The sequence below is a fragment of the Leptolyngbya sp. FACHB-1624 genome (assembly GCF_047649235.1).
Taxonomy (GTDB): domain Bacteria; phylum Cyanobacteriota; class Cyanobacteriia; order Leptolyngbyales; family Leptolyngbyaceae; genus Leptolyngbya; species Leptolyngbya boryana.
Genome location: NZ_CP180258.1, coordinates 186,925 through 209,890, shown reverse-complemented (window position 1 = coordinate 209,890; position 22,966 = coordinate 186,925). Strand labels below are relative to the sequence as shown.

General features: G+C 47.4%; 25 protein-coding genes. 7 read left to right on the top strand and 18 right to left on the bottom strand.

The annotated features are described in order from the left end of the window. Positions 1-6: 6 nt before the first annotated feature. The 12 genes from ACMUEV_RS00890 to ACMUEV_RS00835 form a co-directional block, all read right to left on the bottom strand. On the bottom strand, positions 7-822 hold the full coding sequence (locus ACMUEV_RS00890; protein WP_190652541.1) for a helix-turn-helix domain-containing protein: 816 nt from the start codon (positions 820-822) through the stop codon (positions 7-9). A gap of 145 nt (positions 823-967) precedes the next feature. Next, entirely contained in the window at positions 968-1,246 is a 279-nt protein-coding gene (locus tag ACMUEV_RS00885; RefSeq protein ID WP_017291187.1) for a 4a-hydroxytetrahydrobiopterin dehydratase, read from the bottom strand. Further along, a complete protein-coding gene (locus tag ACMUEV_RS00880) occupies positions 1,243-2,013 on the bottom strand; it encodes an MBL fold metallo-hydrolase (protein ID WP_190652542.1) in 771 nt (256 codons plus the stop codon). Before ACMUEV_RS00880 ends, ACMUEV_RS00885 begins: the two co-directional genes overlap by 4 nt. A gap of 94 nt (positions 2,014-2,107) precedes the next feature. Further along, positions 2,108-2,296 (bottom strand): RNA-binding S4 domain-containing protein, encoded by a 189-nt coding sequence (locus ACMUEV_RS00875; RefSeq protein WP_017291189.1) that lies wholly within the window; start codon positions 2,294-2,296, stop codon positions 2,108-2,110. Further along, entirely contained in the window at positions 2,297-3,820 is a 1,524-nt protein-coding gene (locus ACMUEV_RS00870) for an AAA family ATPase (protein WP_017291190.1), read from the bottom strand. A 39-nt stretch (positions 3,821-3,859) separates the two neighbouring features. After that, on the bottom strand, positions 3,860-4,396 hold the full coding sequence (locus ACMUEV_RS00865) for a YceD family protein (protein WP_239741245.1): 537 nt from the start codon (positions 4,394-4,396) through the stop codon (positions 3,860-3,862). A gap of 276 nt (positions 4,397-4,672) precedes the next feature. Next, entirely contained in the window at positions 4,673-5,176 is a 504-nt protein-coding gene (locus ACMUEV_RS00860) for a protein jag (RefSeq protein WP_190652543.1), read from the bottom strand. 12 nt (positions 5,177-5,188) lie between these two features. After that, entirely contained in the window at positions 5,189-6,352 is a 1,164-nt protein-coding gene (gene yidC, locus ACMUEV_RS00855; RefSeq protein WP_026149017.1) for a membrane protein insertase YidC, read from the bottom strand. Between the two features lie 97 nt (positions 6,353-6,449). Then, positions 6,450-6,848, bottom strand: a complete 399-nt coding sequence (locus tag ACMUEV_RS00850; RefSeq protein WP_190652544.1) for a PH domain-containing protein — start codon at positions 6,846-6,848, stop codon at positions 6,450-6,452. Next, entirely contained in the window at positions 6,838-7,185 is a 348-nt protein-coding gene (gene rnpA / locus ACMUEV_RS00845; RefSeq protein ID WP_017291195.1) for a ribonuclease P protein component, read from the bottom strand. The genes ACMUEV_RS00850 and rnpA overlap by 11 nt, the downstream gene beginning before the upstream one ends. A gap of 1 nt (position 7,186) precedes the next feature. Then, complete coding sequence (gene rpmH / locus ACMUEV_RS00840; RefSeq protein WP_026149018.1) at positions 7,187-7,333, bottom strand: 50S ribosomal protein L34; 147 nt, start codon at positions 7,331-7,333, stop codon at positions 7,187-7,189. Positions 7,334-7,423: 90 nt separating this feature from the next. Beyond that, a complete protein-coding gene (locus ACMUEV_RS00835; protein WP_199329648.1) occupies positions 7,424-7,957 on the bottom strand; it encodes a DUF2808 domain-containing protein in 534 nt (177 codons plus the stop codon). 412 nt (positions 7,958-8,369) lie between these two features. On the opposite strand from ACMUEV_RS00835, the gene pntA reads away from it, so the two are divergent. Then, a complete protein-coding gene (gene pntA / locus ACMUEV_RS00830; protein WP_287455123.1) occupies positions 8,370-10,058 on the top strand; it encodes a Re/Si-specific NAD(P)(+) transhydrogenase subunit alpha in 1,689 nt (562 codons plus the stop codon). Positions 10,059-10,067: 9 nt separating this feature from the next. Continuing rightward, complete coding sequence (gene pntB, locus ACMUEV_RS00825; RefSeq protein ID WP_190652545.1) at positions 10,068-11,456, top strand: Re/Si-specific NAD(P)(+) transhydrogenase subunit beta; 1,389 nt, start codon at positions 10,068-10,070, stop codon at positions 11,454-11,456. 63 nt (positions 11,457-11,519) lie between these two features. On the opposite strand, the gene ACMUEV_RS00820 is transcribed toward pntB, so the two are convergent. Beyond that, positions 11,520-11,756: a hypothetical protein gene (locus ACMUEV_RS00820; RefSeq protein WP_017291200.1), complete on the bottom strand. Its 237-nt coding sequence runs from the start codon at positions 11,754-11,756 to the stop codon at positions 11,520-11,522. 364 nt (positions 11,757-12,120) lie between these two features. Here ACMUEV_RS00820 and ACMUEV_RS00815 point away from each other — a divergent pair, with 364 nt between their 5' ends. Together ACMUEV_RS00815 and ACMUEV_RS00810 are read left to right on the top strand one after the other, a co-directional pair. Beyond that, on the top strand, positions 12,121-12,648 hold the full coding sequence (locus ACMUEV_RS00815; RefSeq protein ID WP_017291202.1) for an FHA domain-containing protein: 528 nt from the start codon (positions 12,121-12,123) through the stop codon (positions 12,646-12,648). Positions 12,649-12,660: 12 nt separating this feature from the next. Beyond that, positions 12,661-14,625, top strand: coding sequence for an FHA domain-containing protein (locus tag ACMUEV_RS00810; RefSeq protein ID WP_190652546.1), 1,965 nt, complete (start codon positions 12,661-12,663; stop codon positions 14,623-14,625). On the opposite strand, the gene ACMUEV_RS00805 is transcribed toward ACMUEV_RS00810, so the two are convergent. The 5 genes from ACMUEV_RS00805 to ACMUEV_RS00785 all read right to left on the bottom strand — a co-directional run bounded on the left by ACMUEV_RS00805 (position 14,622) and on the right by ACMUEV_RS00785 (position 20,536). Then, a complete protein-coding gene (locus tag ACMUEV_RS00805) occupies positions 14,622-15,800 on the bottom strand; it encodes a cation:proton antiporter (RefSeq protein WP_190652547.1) in 1,179 nt (392 codons plus the stop codon). The genes ACMUEV_RS00810 and ACMUEV_RS00805 overlap by 4 nt on opposite strands. Beyond that, on the bottom strand, positions 15,801-16,232 hold the full coding sequence (locus ACMUEV_RS00800) for a hypothetical protein (RefSeq protein WP_190652548.1): 432 nt from the start codon (positions 16,230-16,232) through the stop codon (positions 15,801-15,803). Positions 16,233-16,374: 142 nt separating this feature from the next. Continuing rightward, positions 16,375-16,926, bottom strand: coding sequence for an adenylate kinase (locus tag ACMUEV_RS00795; RefSeq protein ID WP_017291207.1), 552 nt, complete (start codon positions 16,924-16,926; stop codon positions 16,375-16,377). Continuing rightward, positions 16,926-18,230: a preprotein translocase subunit SecY gene (secY, locus tag ACMUEV_RS00790; protein ID WP_017291208.1), complete on the bottom strand. Its 1,305-nt coding sequence runs from the start codon at positions 18,228-18,230 to the stop codon at positions 16,926-16,928. Before secY ends, ACMUEV_RS00795 begins: the two co-directional genes overlap by 1 nt. Before the next feature lie 212 nt (positions 18,231-18,442). Next, the gene (locus ACMUEV_RS00785) at positions 18,443-20,536 is read right to left on the bottom strand and encodes a S8 family serine peptidase (RefSeq protein ID WP_190652549.1); all 2,094 of its coding nucleotides are present in this window, start codon (positions 20,534-20,536) and stop codon (positions 18,443-18,445) included. A gap of 149 nt (positions 20,537-20,685) precedes the next feature. Here ACMUEV_RS00785 and ACMUEV_RS00780 point away from each other — a divergent pair, with 149 nt between their 5' ends. The 3 genes from ACMUEV_RS00780 (at position 20,686) to ACMUEV_RS00770 (ending at position 22,920) form a co-directional block, all read left to right on the top strand. Then, positions 20,686-20,970 (top strand): hypothetical protein, encoded by a 285-nt coding sequence (locus ACMUEV_RS00780; RefSeq protein WP_144056291.1) that lies wholly within the window; start codon positions 20,686-20,688, stop codon positions 20,968-20,970. Continuing rightward, positions 20,967-22,217 carry a glutathionylspermidine synthase family protein gene (locus ACMUEV_RS00775; RefSeq protein WP_190652550.1) on the top strand — a complete coding sequence of 417 codons (1,251 nt, stop codon included), beginning with the start codon at positions 20,967-20,969 and terminating at the stop codon, positions 22,215-22,217. Before ACMUEV_RS00780 ends, ACMUEV_RS00775 begins: the two co-directional genes overlap by 4 nt. A 106-nt stretch (positions 22,218-22,323) precedes the next feature. Then, positions 22,324-22,920 carry a hypothetical protein gene (locus tag ACMUEV_RS00770; RefSeq protein ID WP_017291215.1) on the top strand — a complete coding sequence of 199 codons (597 nt, stop codon included), beginning with the start codon at positions 22,324-22,326 and terminating at the stop codon, positions 22,918-22,920. Positions 22,921-22,966: the final 46 nt, after the last annotated feature.

Here is a 22,966-nt window from a genome sequence, read left to right as displayed (position 1 = left end):
GAGCTATTACAATCTCTCAGGTGCAGCAACTTGCATATTGGCACTCATTTTTGCAGTCGGTTGAGAGTCAGACTGAGCAGGCGTAACTTGAGGCGCATTTAACTCTGCTCCCGGTCGTGCAGGTTGCGAAGAATGCTGCGATAACCAAACCATTCCACCACTCAACACAGCAGCATAGCCTAAATATAAATGCACTGGACTGAGCGCCATTCCACCCAGCGAAATCGACTTCTGCTGCTTTGGCTGATACCAAGATGGCAACACAGCTTTCACTGGGTCAACAGCAGGCAGCAAATCGAGCAACACCGTACTCTCGACATTCAAGGCTTTCGCAATGCGTTGAATAAACCCTCTGAGATAGACATCTTCAGGCAAATGGGTGCCCTGTCCAGCCTCGATCGCAGTTAATTGATGAACTGGAACGAGCGTTTTGCTGTGCAGTTCCGCGATCGACATCGATCGCGCCTCACGGGCGGCTCGAATCTGTGCGCCTAAGCGTGCCAAACACTCCTGCCGATGAGATTCAGACAGATCAGCCGTCACCTTCTTACGAGGAGACTCTACTTTTTTCGGTTCTGGCTTCGGTGTGGAAGCTTCTTGCAACTTCATTTCTCGTAGTGCCAATCGAATTGCTTCGCGTGCCACTGATTTGAGACAAACTTGGGCAGAAGTTCCTTCAGACACACCTGCTTCTAAGCGCTCAACGGCTCGACGGTAGATTTCACTCCGGTATAGCTCAGCTTCTATCTGGGAAAGCAGGGTGTGATGGTCATCTAGCTCCACGCCTGCCATACTGATCCGCATCGAATCTTGCGCTAACATTTCCTGTCCTCACCAAAATCAAGAATTGCGATCGACCCCGTATAAGACGCTAGTGCAATGTTGCCAATGCAACATAAAAAACCTCTTGTGTCGATTTCTTCTTTCTTCCGGCTCAGAACTCGAAATCTGGAAGTTTTGTCAGAGATTATGCCAGTTTATTAGCAGTTTTCGCCCAGTCAATATCCTTCTGAGTGATTCCACCAGCATCGTGTGTGGTTAGGTCAACGGTGACGCGATTATACACGTTGAACCATTCGGGATGATGTCCGTTCGCTTCGGAGACGAGTGCCAAGCTTGACATAAATCCAAATGCTTCGACAAAGGAAGCAAATTTGAATTCACGGTGTAATTTGCCCTGCTCGATCGTCCAACCATCCAGGTTTTTTAATTCGGCTTCGAGATCTTGTAAAGAAAGTGGAGTCATGATGCTACCTCTTTTGATGGAAGAAGAATTTCAATGCGATCGCCGGGCTTTGGCTCAATCACAGTGGTCGATAGATTCGCTTGAGCCAGTTTTGCACGAAACTGATCGACTGTTCCGATGGCTTTGAGTAGAGCGTTCAAGATGCCTTCAAACTGAATATCTCCGCCTGCTGCGGTCGGCAAAATCACTTGAGGTCGAACTTGTTGAGCAAGATTGACTCCACTTTCAGCACCTTTAATAATTGCGCCGACGAGCGGTAAAGCGAGATCGATTAAAGGCGTGATCACGACATCGATTGGGGCTTTCAAGTTCGCAGGATGACTGCCATGAGGCTCATAGTAGAGTGTGGTTCCCGTCGAGAGTTCAGTTAACAAATAACCATTTTCTTGTGTCCCAGGCCCAAGTTGAGATCCTAAAGTCGCTTGAATTTGAAGCTGATCGAACTTCCAGCTTTCTCCAGGCTTCAATGCTGTAATCGATGTAAATCCGATCGCTTGGGCTACCTTTGCCGCACTAGGAGAACCAACAACTGGAATTGAGCGATCGAGCTTTTTCAAGGTTTTAGGATGAGCATGATCTTCAATCCCTTGCGAGAGCAGGATCAAATCGATGTTGTCAGGAATGGGGCGATCTTTCGATCGAGTTCCTTTGAACAACCATCCCAGATTGCCAAACACTAATTCGCCAACGAGCCAGGGATCGAGCAGGATACGCTTTCCAGCGAGTTCGATCAGCCAAGAATTACTATCAAGCCAAGTAAGAAACATTGTTTGCTGACCGGAAATTAATTGGATTGCTTGCAGACGTACCTAGCGAATCAATTCGTAGGGCACGGGTGCAAGAGGTCTACTGACCCTAATTTTAAACCTCGATCGTCTCTCCCAAGGTGGTGACGCGATCGCCTTTGACTAATTTTCTTCCCCGTCTCGTTTCAATGGTTCCATTAACTTTGACTTCTCCAGCCTGAATCAGCATTTTTGCCTGCCCTCCAGTCTGGACTACGCCTTGAAATTTGAGAAATTGATCTAACTTAATTGTGTCTTCCATCATTTACTCGGGTTGTTGTAACTGTCGTTGAATGCGATCGCTCAAGGGACTATGTTTAGAAGCCATCCGAGCCTTGCCAGCCGCTGCCCAATCTTGCAAAAACTCAATCTGCTCTTTCGCAGTTCGGGCAAGTGGCACCATCTGACTCGCGGATTCGAGAATGTCATCGGTGGTGAAATCCCGATTTTGACTAAATCCAATGTGCATGGCTTCGATCAATGTCTGCTCGATTTCGGCTCCTGAAAAGTCTGGAGTTTCATACGCTAAGCGATCGAGGTCATATTGTTTCAAATTGTGCGGACGCAGCCGAGACAGGTGCACTGAAAAAATTGATTTCCGTTCTTCTTGAGTCGGCAATCCCACAAAGAAAATCTCGTCAAATCGCCCTTTTCTCAGCATCTCAGGCGGCAAAGATTGAATGTTATTCGCAGTTGCCACGACAAAGACAGGAGATTTTTTCTCAGCCATCCAAGTGATAAAAGTTCCAAAGACGCGGCTCGTTGTTCCCGCATCGCCTCGACTATCGACTCCTGCAAACGCTTTATCGATCTCATCAATCCAAAGCACACAAGGCGCAAGCGCTTCTGCGAGTTGAATCATTTGACGAGTGCGCGATTCGGATTCTCCGACTAAGCCACCAAACAAACGCCCAACATCCAAGCGCAGCAGCGGCAAATGCCAATGATGCGCGATCGCTTTTGCCGTTAAAGATTTTCCTGTCCCTTGAATGCCGACGAGCATTAAGCCTTTTGGGTGCGGTAATCCATATTGTCGAGCACGATCGCTAAATGATCCACCGCGCCGAATCAGCCAATCTTTGAGATTATCCAATCCGCCAATATCCGAAATCGCTTCCGTTGCGGGATAGAAATCGAGAATCTGAGTTTGCCGAATCGTTTGGCGTTTTTCTTCCAAAATCAATTCAATATCTTCAGAGCGCAGTTCGCTATGTAAGGCAAAAGCACGAGCGAGAACGCGCCGAATTCTCTCGATCGATAAACCCTGGCACGATCGCACCAAATCATCCAAATTCTTGCTCTCAAGCTGCTGACCTGTAGCACTTAACAGTCGCTCAATCTCAGACTTAATATCTGCGGCTCCTGGCAGTGGAAACTCCAAAACGGTGAGCACTTCGGTCAGATCATCGGGAATCGCAATCTGCGATGAAAGTAAAACTAAATTCTTAGGCTGAGACTTCAGCAATCGCGTTAAATTTCTCAATTTTCGCGAAATCGAAATGTCATCTAGAAACCGATGAAAGTCCCGCAAAATGAAAATTGCAGGCGCACTCATCGGCAGTTTTTCGACGAATTCTAAAGCTTGCAGCGGGTTGCGTTTCCCAAATCCCACATCATTCGGATTGCCCTGATAGCCATCGACAAAATCCCAGGTGTAAACGGCACGATCGCCTTGAAGTTTCGCCGCTTGTGCGATCGCAGCTTCGACTCGTTCTTCTTCACGAGTGGGGATGTAAATAATGGGGTAACGCGCCCGCAGCAGGAGATTAAATTCGTCGCTAAAACTCATAGTTTCTTAAAGTACGGTCTTTCTATTACCGTACAACACTCAATTGAGTTTTCCTTTCAATGACTGCAAGGATGCCCAGCGTTGATCGATGCCTGGGTTCTTCACTTCATCTGCGACCTCAATGCCCGCACAGTCTTGCTGACAGAGTTGGCGCTGCGGAATTTCCAGGGAAAGCTGCTCATAGAGCCAACTTTCTGGATCAAAGTAACCGTGCGGCGGCAAGGTTTCGACCAGATCATCCATCGATAAATCTTGATCCAGTGGGAGTTCGTCGAGTTGATCAGCCGTTTCATCGAGCCAAATCAATTCACTCGGCTCGATCTCTAATCGATGATTAAATTGCTGCAAACAACGATGACACGTTAAGGTGACGATCGTTTCAGCGTGAGCCGAGACTTCGAGAAAATTCCCTCGGTGAGCAACCTTTAGCCAGCCTTGAACCGGAGTCAGCGTTTTGAGATCTTTGAGGAGGGTTTTGAACTCAATCTTCTGGGTTTGTTCAGGGCACTGAGTCAGCCGAGGAATGTGAATCGCTTCCATGATGTTTCTTAGAGTCGTAATCGTTCTGATCAGCATCCAGCTTTCAGAACATGTTCAGCAGTAAAGAGTCGAGTCGAAAAAGTGAAAGAAATGACCGAATCGCGATCGCAAAACCGCTCGATTTCAAGTGCGGCACGAGGGCGATTAGGCTAAAAATCTTCAAGCGTTAATCGCAGTGTTATTGCCTGTGTTATCAGAAATCTGTCTCACAAGGCTGTACTGTTCGTACATCTATCAAACCAAAAGCGGCAGATTTGTTTTCTAAACCACAAAATCTCCCGCTTCTCTTAGTTTATCGAATTTTAGAACTTGCTAGTCTTCGTCGGAACCCGCTCCAACTAGCTTCACGACTAATCGTCGATCGGGTTCTTGTCCGCGACTGAAGGTTTCGATATCCTCGCTCCCTTGCAAAATCGAATGCACCTGTCTTCGTTCTGCTGAAGAGAGCGATTTGATCTCATACTCTCTTCCCGTCTCACGAACTTCTGCCGCTGCATTTTCAGCAATTTCGAGCAGTTCTTGATGCCGTTTTTCACGATAGCCGTTTAGCTCGATCGTATAAGCCATCTGTTCGCCCTGCCCAATGTTCAGAATCGAACTTGCTAAATACTGAATCGAATCTAAAACTGCACCTTTACTGCCCAGCAGTGCTTCGAGCTGATTCGGCTGGAGGGCAGTATGGTCGATCGTCAACCAGCAGCTTTTCTCAGCAAATGTTTCTCGTACTTCGGCAGTTACAGTTGCCGGAAAATCAGCGAACTTCAGGAAGGTTTCCAGCCATTGCTGACCTCGCTGCTGTAATTGAGTCTCAGCCATACGTCCAACCAACTATGCTTTTTTCTTACGACCGGGTTCAAACGGCAGAGAATCATCTCCACCTTCTTTATCTTTCTTCGCTCCACCCCCTGCTTTTGCCGTCGCCGCAGCTTCGGCATCCACCAGCTTCTGGAGATGTTCAGGCAAAGGTTCACGCGACAAAATGAAAGTTTGAGCCGTCTGGAAAATGTTCGCCAGCACCATGTACATCAACACACCCGCAGGCAAGGGGAAGAACAAGAACATGCCAGAGAAAATCACAGGCGTAATCTTATTCACTGTGTCTTGCTGAGCATTACCCGTTGAGCCTTGACCGGAAATCAATTGACTGATGTAAAGGCTAATCCCAAAGAACAGCACCATCCCAATGATGTCCCAGTGCAATGTGCCATCTGGATCGATCGCGCCGACGTGACCTAGCTGATCGATGAACAGGAATCCTTTATCGGCTGCCAGTCCAGGAATAAACGCTTGAACCGTTGCATCTCCGGGCTGAAGAGCTTCGATCGTGCCATCCTCATTAATCTTGATGCGCTCCGCTCCAACCGTTGCTTTGAACTTCGGAACTAAACGACTGTCAGGATATTCAGATTGCAGGGCACTAAATGGCTTGCCTTCGACGGTTTGAAACTCGATTTTCGTTTTCTCACCGACGGCGAGCTTTGTCCCAGCAGGAGCGATCGCAGTAATTTTTGAGTGAACGCCATCTGCCAAGTAAATATTCTGAGGGGCAGTAATAAAAGCTTGCGGTGCAACTTGTTCAACTTGAGCCTGAGGCGCAATTTGAAAATTCACCGTGTAAGGCACATCCGAGAAAGGCGATCCTCTCAGAGTCGCAAACAAGGCAAAGAGAATGGGCATCTGCAACACAACAGGCAAACAGCCTGCTAGAGGATTACCAAACTCCTTGTAAAGCGCACTCATTTCTTCCTGCTGTTTGGCAGGATCGTCTTTATATTTCGCCTGAACTTCTTTCACGCGCTTTTGCATGACAGGCTGAGTCACCTTCATGCGACGCATACTACGGATGGAACCAGCACTCAAGGGATAGAGGGCAAAGCGAATGACTAAAGTCAACGCCACGATCGCCAAACCATAGCTCGGCACGATCCCATAGAAAAAATCCAGGATCGGCAGCATCACGTTATTGGATAGGAAGCTAACACCAAAGTCCATTCGCTTTACGTCTACCTAATAGGATCTAAAGTTTGACTGTGACAATTCCTGAGGCAATTTTTGTCAAATGCTTAAATTGTCAAATACAGTGTAGCGTCTAGGGTTGACTTCCGAGACTTCCACTGACTTTTTTGGCGCGCTCAGAAAGCCGCTCGTTAATGAAATCGTAAACGTCCCGAAACTTAGGCACAGCGCGTAGTTCAACACGGCTGCCATCTCGAAGCGTCAACACCATATCGCCGTAAGATCCGATCCCACGCGGTACGGTTACGACCTTCGTAATTTCGGAATAAATCACGTCGGCACGATCGCGCCCTTGCCAGCCGCCCGTCACACTGATCCGTCGATTCGTAATCCGATAGCGCAACCAAAGGGCACGCACGATCGCACCAACGGTCAACGGCAAGCAAATCACCGTGAACCCAAGCAGCACATTGATAATGAGATCCCCAATGTGAGGGCCACCTTCGTAGAAGACTTCTTCTTTAACTGCCATTCAGCACCTCAGCTTTTATCAATAACTGCTCTAATTCTTGCAGATATTGAGGGTAATCACACTCAACCGCCTCGATCCGGACTCCGATCACGATCGAGAATCCAGCGTTCAGACGCGGCAAGAAATTCCGCAAAATTGCTCTCACTTGACGTTTAATTCGGTTGCGAATGACGGCTCGCTTGCTGACCTTTTTGCTGATTGAAATGCCAATCTGGGTCGGTTGCTCAGGCGTTTTTAGCACTCTGAGCGTAAAACAGCGCGATCCTCGACGAAATCCGCGCTGATAAACAGCATCAAAATCTCGTCGATGTCTGAGCCTATTTTCCTGAGGTAACAACTCAAGAAGTCGAAACCGAGAGGCGAAGCCGCCCTTTGCGACGACGCGCTTGAATGACTTTCTGTCCGTTTTTGGTTCGCATCCGAGCGCGAAATCCCGATACTCGTCTGCGTTTGCGGCTTGTTCCGCCGAGGGTACGCTTCGTCATGTCCGTGGCTCCAGTGAATAATAAATCCCAAGCAAAAAAATAGTAGACTGCGGGAAAAGTCACAGTCTACTAGAGTATCATGATTTTCGGTTACTGAATCGTAACGATCCAGGTTCCAAGATCCCGCAGAAGAGGAACATCTCCAGGGGTGAGGATGCGACAGTTGAAGTAGAACATGCCGCCGCTATTGGGATTCTTGACGTTTGAGAAGATGATTTCGACATTGGAACCTGCCGGAACAGGTTCTTTCGGGAAAATCTCAATCACGTAGTTTTCTTTCTCCCATTTGACTTCATCGATCTCAACTTTTTTGTCATTGACTAAAAGTTCAACTTCTTTCGGATCGAACGTGCCTTTGAAGTAGTTGGGGTAGTCGATCGCAAATTGAGCGATCGCGAGTTTCACTTTTTCTCGCCCGATGCGAAACCGATAGCGATCCCAGGAGCCGCTATTTCCACCAAAGTCGAGTCGATAGCTGAGTTGGTTTTTCGCTTCAACGCCGCTGAAGATTGTCAATCCGGGCAGACCTTGAGCGAACGCAACCAGGGGAGCCGCAGCGATTAAGCTTCCCGCAATCGCGAGAGTTGAAACCGTGCGACGCATTGAACATCCTTTCAGCAGCATAGAAAAAAATAGATTAGGGGTTAAGTTCATTCAACATTGAGATTAGCAGGAACTGTTGCGTGAGGGGCTACTCCACGGCGACGAGTTTTGCCCAGGATTCGTTCCCGAGTGTTAGACATCTCATTAATATCTCTATCTAGTTTAGAACAAGAATATTAGTCCAGGTCAGCAAAATCTTGCGTGTTTAACGCTGCTCGAAATGAATCAGACGTATTGAAAGTTGTAAATTTCTATGTAAATCTCTATGTTTTTATCGCAATTTTATTAATTTAGATTTGCATTTTTCTTCAGATATTTAAACTCATACAAACTTACATCTTGTCGCTCATATACTGACTCTATAATTTCTGAACCTTTGCCTCAGAAATTACTTTTTGAAACACAAGCGACACCTCGCCTTGTGTTTTCGAGTATGAATGAGAAAGGCTTGGGAATTAAGGGACATGTTGTTACAAACCTCCACATATCAGGAGATGCTATGACGATCGCGATCGATAAAGAATCAGGGGCAGAGCGGACACCCGATCAAACCCCTGCCCTGTATAGAAAAATTGGAATTCCAAAAGAGATTTATCTAGGCGAATGCCGAGTCGCCGCAACACCTGACACGGCTCAGATCTTACAGAAATATGGATTTGAAGTATTAGTTGAATCGGGAGCTGGAGAAGCTGCAAATTTTTCAAATCAAGCCTATTTAGATGCCGGTTGCCGAATTATTGTCGATACTGAAACGCTCTGGTCTTATGCAGATCTGGTGCTGAAAGTTCGTCCGCCAACTTGGAATTCCAGTTTAAACAAACATGAAGCCGATTTGTTGCATGAAGGGGCAACCTTGATCAGTTTCATTTGGGCGGCTCAGAATCCAGAATTAATCAAGCATTTAGCCGATCGTAAAGCGACCGTGCTCGCGATGGATGCCGTGCCACGGATCAGCCGTGCTCAGAAATTAGATGCCTTGAGTTCGATGGCAAACATCGCTGGATATCGCGCGGTGATTGAGGCGGCTGAACATTTTGGACGATTTTTTACCGGACAAATTACGGCGGCGGGCAAGGTTCCACCTGCAAAGGTAATGGTAATTGGCGCAGGAGTTGCCGGATTGGCAGCGGTGGGAACCGCGCGATCGCTCGGTGCAATTGTGCGCGCCTTCGATACTCGCCCCGTCGTGAAAGAACAAGTGGAAAGCTTAGGGGCAGAATTCCTCGAATTGGAATTTGAGGAAGATGGCACTGGACAAGGCGGCTATGCCAAAACCATGAGTCCTGAATTTATCAAGGCAGAGATGGAACTGTTCGCGGCTCAGGCGAAAGAAGTCGATATCATCATTACAACCGCTCTGATTCCCGGCAAGAAAGCTCCCACCTTGATTACCAAAGAAATGGTAGAGAGCATGAAAGAAGGCTCAGTTGTCGTTGATTTGGCAGCAGAGCAGGGTGGAAACTGCGAAGTGACAACTCCGGGACAGATTGCTCGGCATCATGGGGTAACGATCATTGGTCTAACGGATTTGCCGAGTCGGATGGCGGCTCAAGCCAGTCAGCTTTATGGCAAAAATCTGTGTCATTTGCTCGATGACATGGGCAGAAATGATCATTATCACGTGGATTTAGAAGACGAAGTGATTCGAGGTGCTTTGGTTCTACATCAAGGTGAAAAAGTCGAGCCTTTGCCGAAAGTTGAACCCACCTCGAAAGTTGAACCCGCACCGAAAGCTGAAGCCTTGAAGGTTGAAGTCAAAGCTGAAGTCTCAAAGGTTCGCAAATCCACAAGCTGGATTTGGACAGTTCTCTTCGGATTAGGCTTACTCGGAATTGGCACGATCGCGCCTGTATCGTTCCTCAGCCACTTTACCGTCTTTGTACTGGCGTGCTTTGTGGGATGGCAAGTGATTTGGAATGTGAAACCCGCACTGCATACGCCTTTGATGAGTGTGACGAATGCAATTAGCGGCATCATCATCTTGGGTGGAATGCTTCAGATTTCGGGGACTGCCACTTCTGCAACGACAATTTTAGGCGCGATCGCAATTCTGATCGGCACCATCAATATCGCGGGTGGCTTCTTAGTCACTCAGCGGATGCTCAAAATGTTCCAGAAATAGAGGTGAGCCATGTTTGATAGTCTTTCTAATGTGGCGTACATTGCCGCGAGTGCTTTGTTCATTTTGAGTTTGAGCGGACTTTCTAACCAGGAAACGGCTCAGAAAGGGAATGGGTATGGAATTGCTGGAATGGCGATCGCGTTTCTCGCAACCATTCTCCGCAGTGATGTGACAGGGTATGGAATTCTTGCCACTGTGATTGTGCCGGGAGCAATTATCGGCGCAATTCTCGCAGGGCGAGTTGCAATGACTGAAATGCCTGAGCTAGTTGCCATGCTGCATAGCTTTGTTGGGATGGCAGCCGTGCTGGTTGGAATTGCGAATCATCTTCAACCGCAGGCTTTAACGGGAGCCGAAGCAACGATTCACCAAGTCGAAGTCTTTATTGGTGTGTTTATCGGAGCAGTGACATTTACAGGTTCGATCGTTGCTTTTGGTAAGCTTCGAGGCTTAGTTAGCAGTAAGCCGTTAATGATTCCAGGACGGCACATTCTGAACCTTGGTTTACTCGGTGCAAGTGTTGCTTTGGGCGCACAGTTTTTGAATCATGATTCGACGTTGGCATTGCTGATCATGAGTGTGCTAGCTGGAGTTCTCGGCGTGCATCTGGTGATGGCGATCGGGGGTGCAGATATGCCCGTCGTGATTTCGATGTTGAATAGTTACTCTGGCTGGGCTGCTGCTGCTGCTGGATTTATGTTGTCAAATGATTTGCTAATCATTACGGGCGCATTAGTTGGCAGTAGTGGCGCGATTCTGAGTTACATCATGTGTAAAGCAATGAATCGATCGTTTATCAGTGTCATCTTGGGCGGCTTTGGAACTGGGAAGAGTGCTAAGGCAAAAGAGATGACGGGAGAAGCGAAATCGATTTCGCTAGAAGACACAGTCGAGCAATTAGAAAATGCTAGTAGCGTAATCATTGTTCCAGGCTACGGCATGGCAGTTGCACAAGCACAGCATGCGATTTCTGAAATCACGAAGATTTTGCGCGATCGCGGAATCAAGGTTCGGTTTGGCATTCATCCGGTTGCCGGAAGACTTCCAGGACATATGAATGTGTTACTAGCAGAAGCAAAAGTGCCCTATGATATTGTGCTAGAAATGGACGAAATCAATGACGATTTTCCTGAAACGGATGTCGTTTTAGTGATTGGGGCAAATGATACGGTGAATCCTAGCGCTGTCGAAGATCCGGATTGTGCGATCGCGGGAATGCCTGTTCTGGAAGTTTGGAAAGCAAAAACAACGATCGTGCTAAAGCGGAGTTTAGGCAGTGGATATGCAGGCGTTGAAAACCCCCTGTTCTACAAGGAAAACACTCACATGCTTTTTGGCGATGCGAAGAAGAACACTGATGCAATTCTCAGCAAACTCAACGCATTAGTCGTCGCCTAACCCCGTTGCGTCTGAATCAAGAAGCAACCGTAAGAGCTTAAACGCTTTTACGTCTTTACAAGGTCAAACGTCATGGTAATCGCCTCGTTGAATGCATTCGACAGGCGATTTTTTTAGCTTAAGAAAATCTTCTACTTTTAAGACGACTTGACAGCTGACATCCTCGCCATGCTCATATCCTCCCATCCCATCTGCAACCACCAAAACGGGAATCTGTTCGGCTCGATCGTCGAGCAAGAAAAACACAGTGTTATCGCATTGATTCGTTTCCGTGCGAGCGTAATAGTTGGGGATCTGCATACGCTGACTTCAATCGGATTCAATTGGGTTGACAATTCTAGCCAAAAGTAAAGCTGAGCCGGAGCAAAGGCTCAACGAATTTGGAGAGATCGGATCTGAGACTGCTTTGAGCGAGATCTGTGGATGCAACGAGATAGTTATTCTACAGATTCGTTTGTATTATTTTGTTGATGTAACGTTTTCTAAAAAGGACGGCGTGATAAATATTGTAGGAGAGCGCTAGATTCAAGCAACGTCCTCATCCGTGATGAAAATTTACCCATAACAATGCAGAATCGCTCTACAGCATTCAGTAGTCATTGCAAGATGAGATACTACCCCGTTCTACTCTCATAAAAATTGACATCGAAAATTGACATCGAACATGAAAGAGTTGATTCTTACCTGGAACAAGGGCACGATGACTCGCACTCTCTACTCTACTCACCCTGGAATTGCTCACCCGCAATTGCGAATTGGTCGAGATCCAGTCACTTGTGATTTAGTCTTGCCTTCGATCACACAGGAAGACTTAACCGTATCGAAGTTACATGTCGAAATCTACTTTGCCCCCCCTGCAGACCAGTTTTATCTCCGCAATCTCAAAGGCAAAAGCAATCCTCCTAAGCTGTACGGGAATTGGGTGGATGACGTACCTGTGCCACTTGATCATGATGGAGAGTTGCAGCTCGGCAGACGAGTGTTCCAGATCTCGGTTGTGCTCCACACCCCGATCGTGATTGCTCCAACCGCGCCTGCGGATCTCAAAGCGGAAGGTGCTCCAACATCTGCCTTGCCCCTGACTTGCCCACACTGTGCATCAGGCTATACCTACGAGGAAGCCACAAAATTTAATGGACGCTGTCCGAAAGATGGCTTCTTTTTACATGGAGCTTCTATCTATATTCCCTAAACTAACGAAAGTATGCCAGTTACCGTTACTCTCTTTTGGAATGATCCTGTTACTGAAGCTGAGCAAGAAATCGTTGCGGTCACTCCGATCGCCATTGGGCGAAGTGCAGAAACGATGCGCCAACAGGGCATTCCTGATCGCCAGCATGTGATTCTCAATAGCTTGCAAGTTTCACGGTTTCATGCCCTGATCGAGTGGAAAGACGGGAACTTGATAGTCAGCGATCAACACAGTAGTAATGGACTCTTTGTGAATGGTCGCGCTCAGACGCAGGCAGATTTAGTCGATGGCGATGTGCTACAAGTGGGTCCGTTTCAGGTTTCCATTCTTCGCACCCAGTTTCCGTCGCGAATCTCTGTTGCTGCACCTCCTGCACCTGCTCGCACACAATCTAGCTTTCCGCCTCCTTGGTTCATTCAAGCTGAACACATTTCCCTCTCGGATTTAGACCGAGATCGGATTGAGGTTGAGCAAATTGATTTTGCAGCGGTTGGCGGTGGATTGGGGAGCTATATTTGGGCAAATTTGCTCAGGCTATCTGGAATTCGAGCCGATCAGATTCGTGTCTTAGGTAAGGTGCAATTCGATCAACAGGGCAAGCTTCGTCTCGACTCAGAACAGAAGCCCTATTGGAACTATCAACAACTGTGCGAATTTTCTCAAATTCCACCGCATGAACGATTACGATCGAACTCGGATTCTTGCCCAGATAATATCTGGGGATTTCCTAGCTATGCACTGCGAGAAGCCTGGTCAGATTTGGGAAAAGGTCAGCTTGGTCATGCGTTCAAGCTGCTCTACCAAGTTTTTTCAGAGCCAACAGGCATCGAAACCTATACACCCAAGTCGGGCAATGTCTTTGCGTCGATCGATCGTGAGACCCGACGGATGGGATGGCAGCAGATGTTTCGCTATGGTGATGTGCGAGCGATTCGCAAAACCACAGACGATCGCTATGTGATTGCTTATTCACGCAGTAGTGCGAGTGGACGGAGCTACCATTATTTGGTCGCGCGCTATGTCCAGATCGCGATCGGATATCCTGCACTGCGGTATCTGCCGCTTGTGACTACCTATCGTGAAAAGACTCAAGAAGCATTTGACGATCGTTTAGTTGTCAATGCCTATGAAGACCATCAACATGTCTATCAGCAGCTCAAACAACGAGGCGGCGGAGTGATTGTGTTACAAGGTCGGGGCATTGTTGCCTCTCGGATCATTCAACGCATTGATGAGATGCGAAAATACGAAGACACGAAGATTCAGTTGATTCACATGATGCGATCGCCCGTCTCTCAAGGACATCGCTATCAAAGCTCAACTCGTCTTGTGAAAAATCACCAAGAGCTTCAGCCGTTTAATTGGCCTAAAGCATGTTGGGGCGGTGAACTTAGAGAAGCTTTAGAAAAAGCACCCCCTGAAGAACGGAAACGGTTACTTAGTGATTGGGGCGGGACAACTACGGCAGACCGTCACGACTGGCAGGACATGATTGATCAAGGGATTCGTTCCGGTTGGTATCGCATTCTGTTTGGCGAGATCAAAGATTTGCAGCGAGAGCACGATCGCTTACGCATTGATGTATTAGAAAAAGCCGAAGCTCAGAACAATGAGCAGATGATCAAAGTCGATTTCTTGATTGATGCCACAGGACTCACGAATGAGGTTCAGTTTAGTCCCTTGCTCAAAGATTTGGTGCTGCGGTACAAGCTCGATCTTAATCCCACAAAACGGCTTTCAGTCTCAAATCAGTTTGAAATGCATGGAATGAGAAATGGTGCAGGACGAATGTATGCAGCAGGGGCGATGACCTTGGGAGGTCCCTATGCAGCCGTCGATAGCTTTTTAGGACTTCAGTATGCAGCATTGGTTGCCGTCGATGATCTGAGCACGGCACAGGTTCCTGGCATCAAGTCATTGAATGGCTTGCGATCGTTTACTCAATGGTTACGCTGGGTTCAAAATCAAGCCCCCTAACGTGCGGCGATCGCTTTGCCTGCAACGGTTGTAATGACAGGTCCGATTAAGCAAGTGACCGCAATGTAAGCAACGATCGCATTAAATACTCCGGAGCTAAGTAAACCAGCATTGCGACCAAATAAAGCAATGACGAGGACTAACGCCGATCGCGACATTGTTAAGCCAAACATCGTAAAAATTGCTGCCCAATCATATTTGAAACAATATCCAGTCAGCCAAGCTGCTAAGAATTTTGCACCGACTGCACCCAGAATCACGAAAGCTGCAATACCTAAGTTTTCTGGATGCTGAATCAGGACATTTGGATCAGATAACACGCCAACCGACAAAGCAAAAATCGGAATAAATAAGCTATTCCCCACAAATTCAAGCTGCTGCATGGGCTGACTCGGCACGGAGCGACTTAAAGCTAACCCTGCAATAAACGCACCCACAATAGCATCTACGCCAATAGCATGAGTCAGACTTGCAGTTAAAAACATTGCCGCAAGCACAAATACGAATGCGTGCTGAGGATGGGTTTCATCTTTGATCACCCGCTGTGCTAGATACTGTAATCCTTTCAAGCAGCTAACGATCACGATCGGCAGCAGGACAAGCAGTTTGATCCACAGGTCGATTCCAATTCCCCCAGTTTGAATTGCTTTCACGATCGCATATGCCATTAGGGTTAGAACTGTCGTGATGATTGATCCGCCCACTGCAACAGAAACTGCTTCTTGCTGCCCAATCCCAAATGCAACAACAATGGGATATGCCATTAAAGTATGCGGCGAGTAAAGAATCCCCAGCAGTACTGCAACGAGTAAATTCTGAGTTAGAACCTGTCCAGTCACAAAGCCAATCGCAAAAGGCACACCAAACGTTAGCAGCCCAAAGGTGAGGACTTTCTTACCTGCATGATGGAGGAAATCGAGCTGCAATCCTAGTCCTGCTAAAAGCATAATGTAGAGCAATCCAATTCGCTCTAGCAAAATCAGTTGAGCATCCCGCGCGATCAAGCCCAAGCCATTCATTCCTACGATCGCACCGAATACAATCAAGAGAACGATCATCGGCAACCGCAACCAAGTTGCAAGCTTCATTGCCACAAAGATCAATCCAAGAATCAGGCTAAAAAGATAGACTGGATCAGCTAAAGGTAATCCTGCAACGCTTAAAATTCCATACATTTAGAGCCATTTACCTCCACGGAATCGCCAGCGTGGAAAGAAAACTCGCATCAGGCTCTGGGAAGCAATAAACACTGTGAGCCAAACAAGACTGTAATGGAAAATGAAGATACCCACCTCGATCGGGATGCTCTCAACTCCAGGCAAAGCGATTTCCAATCCATTCAACACAAAGAGCAGAAAGAGTCCTTCCCAGATTCCTGCAAGCAACTGAAAACTCGCGGGCCAATCCCGATCCCAGCGAAATTTTTGAATTCTGTCGTACAGAACATCCCAGCCTAATCCTAGAATTGCGATCCAAATCAGAATCCCAAGGTAATTATCAGATGGCTCAGCTATTATGCCTAGGGAGAAGGGAAGAGTGACGAACACCCCGATCGTAGATAACAGCAGAATGCGAGTTTGCCATCGACCAAAGAGCGTTGGGGTCATAGGTAGGCTTTCGTTTCCAGGATGAATAAGAGCATCATATCCGCTACACCCAGTGCTTTCTGCCTAAATTGATAGATTGATTTACAAACAAAAACCTGGCTCGATTTGTTCGATCGAGCCAGGTTCATTTCATCAAACAAAGCTAAGCGACAACCTGATTTAATGCTGCAGCGACTTCATCCATCGATTGATCACCATTGACTGTGACTAACTTCTGCTGAGACTCATAGTAGCTAATCAAGGGTGCAGTCTGCTCTCGATAGACTTCTAGACGACGACGAATCGTTTCTTCGTTATCATCCTTCCGACCCCGGCTCAAAAGCCGAACCAGCAGTACCGGATCTGGAACATCAAAATTCACCACTCGATCGCAGCCTTGATGTAACTCACTCAGCAAGGCATCTAAGAACTCAGCCTGTGCCACATTGCGAGGAAATCCATCTAAAATCCAGCCCGATTGTGCATCCGGCTTGCTCAGACGTTCCCGAATCAAATCAATCACTAACTGATCCGGAACTAATTCCCCGCGATCCATATAGCCTTGAGCCTGCACACCGAGCGACGTTTTCGCAGCCACGGACTCCCGGAGAATATCTCCAGTCGAGATATGCGGAATCTGATGAGCATCCGCCAAAAACTTGGATTGAGTCCCTTTTCCGGCTCCGGGAGGTCCTACAAAAATCAGTCGCGCCACTATTGTTTCACCATTCCTTCATAACGTTGAGAGATCACATATGTTTGGATCTGTTTAGCAGTGTCGATCGCGACCCCGACCAAAATCAACAATGAAGTCGCCCCAAAGCCTTGGAAAACCTTAACAGGCGTAGCATTTTCGATAATCGAAGGCACGATCGCCACGATTCCTAAGAAGATAGCACCTAAGAAGGTCAAACGATTCAGTACGCCCTCAATGTACTCCGTGGTTGCATTCCCCGGACGAATCCCCGGAATACTCGATCCCATTTTTTTCAAGTTCTTCGCCATATCATCCGGCTGCATAATCAGCGACGCATAGAAAAAGCTAAAGAACAGAATCAGCACAAAGTACAGCAAGTTATGCCAAATCGAAGCCGGACCTAAATATTTGCCAATGAAGTTTGCCAGATCTGCATTATTAAACGATTGGGCAATAATCACCGGAATCGTCAACACGGTCGAGGCAAAAATGATCGGCATTACACCGCCTTGGTTGAGGCGTAAGGGCAGATAACTGCTTCTTTCCATCATGACGCGTCGTCCAACTTGCCGACGCGCTGAAATGATCGGAATCCGTCTTGTCCCTTCCTGAACGAAGACAATCCCAACCACCATTGCCAGGAAGACCAGCAGGAGAATTACGACACTACTGACGACTGCGCGATCGCCCGTTTGCGCTAAGTCGAATGCCTGACCTAATGTATTCGGCAAAGTGGCAACAATGTTCAAGAAAATCAACAGGGAAGCACCGTTACCAATACCGCGTTCGGTGATCAGTTCGCCTGCCCACATGACAAACATAGAGCCAGCCGTCAACGCCAACACAGTTTCCACAACGAACATGGGACTCCAGCTTTCAGCGAACGGTCGTAATAACCCGATCGTTAAAAGCGTACTTTGCACCACAGCCCACCCGGCGGACACATAGCGGGTAATCTGGGAAATCTTCCGCCGACCTGCCTCGCCTTCATTCTTCTGCAAGTCTTCTAGAGAAGGAATCGCAGCCGTGAGCAGTTGAATAATAATCGAGGCGTTAATGAAGGGAAGAATCCCTAGGGCAAATAGACCCAAGGTTCTCAAACCGCCCCCGGCGAATAAGTCTACAAAACTCAGCGCACTATTGCTTTGAATCGCTTGTGAAAAGGCGGCTCGATCGATACCGGGAAGCGGGATAAAAATTCCCAGTCGAACGAACACCAAAAGCCCGATCGTTACCAGTATTCGTCCCCGCAATCCAGCAGCCTGTGCCATTTGAGCAAAGGTTTCCTGGGCGGTGGGCGTTCTATCTCGACTCTCGACCATATAAGGAATTCCTCGTGACAGCAATTTGGATTTGCGGACTCTGCCCCAAATCCAAGTTAAATAAAGTTAGTTTTATGCGCTTTTTTAGCCCAAGTTGAGCCGCCAAAACGACGAACATCCTATATTTTAGCGGTTCAAGCGTGAAGGTTGACGATGAATCCATCCAGCTAAGCGAGAATTTCAATTCGACGCATCAACGGATCTAGCAGTAGCTAAACCCCGATCGCTAATTTCCAGCTATTGATAATCCCGGTATCATTTGCGATCGCATCGACCACTCGCAACTGCCAACGCCCTTGTACTGGCTGTCCTAGCATTCTTCTCAACGGCGGTGTCGTTTGCAGAGAATAAGTTCGATTCAGCACCGTCTGCCGTCCGAGCGTGCGACCTTGGAGTAACGTTTCGCTGCCTGAAGGCGAAACTAAACTGACTTCAATATCACCCAGGAAATCGTGTGTAATGTTGACGGTGACTTGAATATCTTTGATCGTTGCAAACTCGTTGATCTGAATTTCGCTCGCAATTCCAACCGAGCTATTGTCAGGAATCATCACCATCTTGCTATTCTCAACCACCAGCGATCGCGCAACCGTTAACGAGACTCTTCTCGCGATCGCGGCTTGAGTTGCTTTCGCCGCATTAACTTTCCCATAGCCAAACCAATCACAGCGACCGCTCGCTTCATACGTTCCTTTGCGCAGTCCAAACTGCGGATCTGGATCTGGATCAACAATCTTATCGGCGGTTTGTTGCAAGATTTGACGCACTTCTTGAGCCGTCAGATCTGGATTTGCAGACAGTACTAATGCAGCAACGCCTGCAACCAAAGGGCAAGCACTCGACGTTCCACCAAATCCGTAAGTAAAATCGCCCGTATCATAGCCCTCGTTTCCTCGTCGATCGGCAGTGACAATCCCCAAACCGCGCAGTGCAGTCCGAACTTCTGGAGGCGTTGCCACATACCCAATTCCCGGCAGTCCCATTCCGGGAGGAGCATTGTTACTCGGCGCACACACTGAAATTTCAGCCCCCCAGTTACTATAGGCTGCTTTCTTATTCAAGCTAGTAGAAGCCGAAACCGCGATCACGTCAGGATGTACAGTAAAACCACCTAACCAACTCGTCCTACCGCTAATTGCATTGTTCCGCCAGCCCGATTCATTAATGGTTCCATTGGTCGGACGATTGGCATTTCCGGCGGCGAAGACAATCACGCAGCCTTTTCCGTCCCGCCCTTCGGTCGCAGCACGAGTAATTGCTGCTCTTTGGCGCAAAGATAACGGATAGTAAACAGCACTCGGTCCCCAACTGCAAGAAATGACTGAAGCACCTCGATCGACTGCCCAACCAAATAAATCCTCGATCGTTTGATCATCCAAAAATCCCGTTGTCCGAATCGGCATCAAAGCACAGCCCGGAGCCGCTCCCACTGTCCCAAATCCATTCTCTTCAGCGACCGCAACGCCTGCACAAGAAGTGCCATGATCTTCACCCAAGTCGTCTGGTGCCGGATTAAAGTCTCTGCCCTTAAAGTCCCTCGGCGCAACAACCTTACCCAAGCCTTGAAAGTCAGGATGACCTAGATCAATAGCATCATCCATCACAGCAACCACAATCGATCGACTTCCACGTGTAATATCCCAAGCTTGCTCAGCAAATACATGCGCTCCAGTTGCCAGATCTTGCCCGCCTGAATGATTCAGATGCCATTGCTTTGAATACAGCGAATCTTTGGGGCGATAATGCGCTTGCTGGCGAACAATGATATTCGGTTCGGCAGTAAGAATCTCCGATCGCGAAATGAGACGATTTGTAATTTTCAGCGGATTCTCTTGTGAATTGGCAGTCAGTTGAAACACGAAAGTATTTGGAATTCCTGCAATCTGTTTCACCTGTTCTAAACCAAATTCTTGCGCGATCGCGCTCATCGTTTCAGCTTTGACAGCAGGATCGAATTGAATCGTAATTTGATTCGTCACATAAAGTTGAGAACCAGGGCTACCCTGAACCTGATAAACATGACTCGCATAGTTCACCTGAGCATCAGAGCGAACTTGATTTAAGACTTGATCTTTTTGTGCCGGATCGACAATAAATTCTGTCAATTGAGGAGGAGCCGCACCCGGATTGATCTGGACTGGAACTTTATTCACCAAATCCCAAGCCTGCTGTTTAGAAGTCGCATTCACTGCAAAGCGATCGTCTAATTTTTCAACCAGTAATTCTTCTCCACCGCGTTGTAGAATTTTGCCGCGATTCTCATCAGGAATACTGGCATTTCCTTGAGGGGTAGATGCGTTCGTCATGGCGCTGTTCTCCAACGGTTTCACTGATTCAATTTCAACAGTCGCTCACTGAATTTCGCGACTGCTTTACGGTTTTTAACCTCAACGATTCGGGAATCTTGAGATTAGCTTGTATCTGACATATATATGTGCCTGTTCACAGGAAATCTATGAAATCTAATCGCTATCAAGTGCTGTGTAGCTTGGCAGTGTCCTCCATGATACTCTCGCTTTTTACAGCCTGTTCATCTTCTTCGACACAGAACTGCCAACCTAATGCTCAAGGATATCTTCCTCCCGGATGCTCACCGACAGGCGGAAGTTATTCAGGCGGGAGTTCTTCAGGTAGCTCCTATCGTTCTGGCGGAAGTAGCTCGTCTGGAAGCCGCGTGTCTAGTCCAGCTTCCGGCCGGAGTGGATTTGGCAGCTTCGGTGGAGGTCGTTCTGGAGGATGAGTAGTTTATTTACTGGAACAGAGCGCGATCGTCTCTTCCGCCAACTTCAAATGCCTTGGTACAACCTCGTTCCAAACGCTGGCGTTTCGCTAGAACCGTATGCGCTGTATCACTGTCATCCCGTTTCACAACAGCAAATTTCTCGGATGAAAGATGCAGCAGAACGAGTTGGCACTGTGCTGAGTCATCTCTGGTCAGTAATTCGTGGATTTGATGAAGAAACCTTGCTCGAATATGGATTTCCAGAAGAAACCGTTCGAGTGATCAAATTTGATGGATTGCCGCCGTTTTGTATGCGGCTCGATTGGTGCTGGAACGAACAAGAAGAAGTTTATAAAGTCATTGAAGCGAATGTTCAAACCCCGAGTTTCTGGTTTGAATGTTTAGAAGGCAACGCAAAAGTTGCAGAACATTTTGGATTCAAACCTGCTGAAACTCAGATTCAATCAGTTCTCAGAAATTCAATCAATCAAGCGATTAAACGCGCTGCAAATTGGCTAGGGAAATCCCTCGATCGCTGTAACATTGCGATGACCACGCTGGATAATCCTGAAGATATGGGAACGATGCGCTGGCTAAGCAAATTTGTCGATCAACCGCATCAGGTCTTTGAGATTGAACAACTTCGCATTAAAGATCATCAATACTTGTTTAACGAGAGATCAGGAGAAGCGATCGACATTTTATTTATGTGGTATCCGGTCGAATGGGCAATTTTCGATCGTGATCCAAACGGTCAAGAACTTTGGTCAGCGCTGGAAGAATTGATTCTTAAAAGAAAGCTAGTGATCGTCAATTTTGCATCTGCTTTTGCATTACAGCCAAAAAGTATTTTCGCTTTAATTACCGATTTGGGATTAGATTTCTTCTCTCCAGAACAGGCTGAAACCGTCTTTGATTTGTTTCCAAAAACAGTTCAAATTTCTGAAGAAATGGGTGACACTTACTTTGGAAAACCTGTATTTGGCAGACAAGGAGAAGGATGTTTTTCCGTAATTGCAGGAGAAATCAGTGACCAAAGCCCCAATCAAGATCCTTGGTACACCGATCAATTTTATGTCTATCAGGAACTCTTGAAATTTCCGACGATCGACCTTGCGAATAAAGAGATGACTGCCTTATGGAGTACCTGGTTATTTAACGATGGAACGGATCATTTTGTTCCCGCCGGAATCGGACTTCGTGTTTCAGAAGGCAAAATAACCGATGACTATTCTTATTGGTGTCCAATCGGAATTGCGAATTAAATCGGACGAACTTTTGGATTTTTTTTACTTCATTTGAAAAAGGATTCTTCAGTGATAAGATCCGAGAGTTCCAAGTTGTCCTATTAAAAACATTCTGCAATTATTCATGGCTCATCTGAGAACGATTCAACCTCTTTCCATCTCTGGCATTCTTTCGCTCTCAATGCTTGCAGGTGTGATGTTTGCGGCTCCTGCTGTCCAAGCACAGACTCCCAAACCTGCACCCGGAGCAGGTCAGCCCCGTCCCATCGATCTGACTGATCCAAATGTGGTGCGCCCGACCGCGACCCAGGGTGAAGGGGGTGTTCTGAGTTTACAGGGTGGGCAAAAGCTCATGAATGAAGCTGAGCAAGCGATTCGATCGCAGAACATGCCTTTGGCGGTGAAAAAGCTGCAAGAAGCTCGCCAAGTCTACAATCAGTTGTCCAACTTCCACCAAGATTTGGCAGCTAGCTTTTCTGGGATTGATACTCGTGTCGCAGATAGCCAGCGGAAAAAAGCGTTGGAGACAGCACAATTACGAGATCAAGCAACCTATCGCTTGGCGGTAGCGCATCGGGCAATGAATCAGCCTGAATTGGCTGTGCCTTTGTTAGTGCAAATTATCCGTAGCCAACAACCGACGCGGGATTTGGGCAAACAAGCTTATCAACAACTGCAAGAACTCGGCTTTGTTGATCCGCCTCAAAGTGCGGGTCAGTAAAATCAGCAGAGCAAATTTTGTTCAAAGCTAAATAAAGCCGTGACGA

What these genes read in the sequence shown, in the direction of transcription:
- ACMUEV_RS00890 (WP_190652541.1), bottom strand. Translation starts at nt 822, where the DNA reads ATGTTAGCGCAAGATTCGATGCGGATCAGTATGGCAGGCGTGGAGCTA.
- ACMUEV_RS00885 (WP_017291187.1), bottom strand. Translation starts at nt 1,246, where the DNA reads ATGACTCCACTTTCTTTACAAGATCTCGAAGCCGAATTAAAAAACCTG.
- ACMUEV_RS00880 (WP_190652542.1), bottom strand. Translation starts at nt 2,013, where the DNA reads ATGTTTCTTACTTGGCTTGATAGTAATTCTTGGCTGATCGAACTCGCT.
- ACMUEV_RS00875 (WP_017291189.1), bottom strand. Translation starts at nt 2,296, where the DNA reads ATGATGGAAGACACAATTAAGTTAGATCAATTTCTCAAATTTCAAGGC.
- ACMUEV_RS00870 (WP_017291190.1), bottom strand. Translation starts at nt 3,820, where the DNA reads ATGAGTTTTAGCGACGAATTTAATCTCCTGCTGCGGGCGCGTTACCCC.
- ACMUEV_RS00865 (WP_239741245.1), bottom strand. Translation starts at nt 4,396, where the DNA reads ATGCTGATCAGAACGATTACGACTCTAAGAAACATCATGGAAGCGATT.
- ACMUEV_RS00860 (WP_190652543.1), bottom strand. Translation starts at nt 5,176, where the DNA reads ATGGCTGAGACTCAATTACAGCAGCGAGGTCAGCAATGGCTGGAAACC.
- yidC (WP_026149017.1), bottom strand. Translation starts at nt 6,352, where the DNA reads ATGGACTTTGGTGTTAGCTTCCTATCCAATAACGTGATGCTGCCGATC.
- ACMUEV_RS00850 (WP_190652544.1), bottom strand. Translation starts at nt 6,848, where the DNA reads ATGGCAGTTAAAGAAGAAGTCTTCTACGAAGGTGGCCCTCACATTGGG.
- rpmH (WP_026149018.1), bottom strand. Translation starts at nt 7,333, where the DNA reads ATGACGAAGCGTACCCTCGGCGGAACAAGCCGCAAACGCAGACGAGTA.
- ACMUEV_RS00835 (WP_199329648.1), bottom strand. Translation starts at nt 7,957, where the DNA reads ATGCTGCTGAAAGGATGTTCAATGCGTCGCACGGTTTCAACTCTCGCG.
- pntA (WP_287455123.1), top strand. Translation starts at nt 8,370, where the DNA reads ATGAATGAGAAAGGCTTGGGAATTAAGGGACATGTTGTTACAAACCTC.
- pntB (WP_190652545.1), top strand. Translation starts at nt 10,068, where the DNA reads ATGTTTGATAGTCTTTCTAATGTGGCGTACATTGCCGCGAGTGCTTTG.
- ACMUEV_RS00820 (WP_017291200.1), bottom strand. Translation starts at nt 11,756, where the DNA reads ATGCAGATCCCCAACTATTACGCTCGCACGGAAACGAATCAATGCGAT.
- ACMUEV_RS00815 (WP_017291202.1), top strand. Translation starts at nt 12,121, where the DNA reads ATGAAAGAGTTGATTCTTACCTGGAACAAGGGCACGATGACTCGCACT.
- ACMUEV_RS00810 (WP_190652546.1), top strand. Translation starts at nt 12,661, where the DNA reads ATGCCAGTTACCGTTACTCTCTTTTGGAATGATCCTGTTACTGAAGCT.
- ACMUEV_RS00805 (WP_190652547.1), bottom strand. Translation starts at nt 15,800, where the DNA reads ATGTATGGAATTTTAAGCGTTGCAGGATTACCTTTAGCTGATCCAGTC.
- ACMUEV_RS00800 (WP_190652548.1), bottom strand. Translation starts at nt 16,232, where the DNA reads ATGACCCCAACGCTCTTTGGTCGATGGCAAACTCGCATTCTGCTGTTA.
- secY (WP_017291208.1), bottom strand. Translation starts at nt 18,230, where the DNA reads ATGGTCGAGAGTCGAGATAGAACGCCCACCGCCCAGGAAACCTTTGCT.
- ACMUEV_RS00785 (WP_190652549.1), bottom strand. Translation starts at nt 20,536, where the DNA reads ATGACGAACGCATCTACCCCTCAAGGAAATGCCAGTATTCCTGATGAG.
- ACMUEV_RS00780 (WP_144056291.1), top strand. Translation starts at nt 20,686, where the DNA reads ATGAAATCTAATCGCTATCAAGTGCTGTGTAGCTTGGCAGTGTCCTCC.
- ACMUEV_RS00775 (WP_190652550.1), top strand. Translation starts at nt 20,967, where the DNA reads ATGAGTAGTTTATTTACTGGAACAGAGCGCGATCGTCTCTTCCGCCAA.
- ACMUEV_RS00770 (WP_017291215.1), top strand. Translation starts at nt 22,324, where the DNA reads ATGGCTCATCTGAGAACGATTCAACCTCTTTCCATCTCTGGCATTCTT.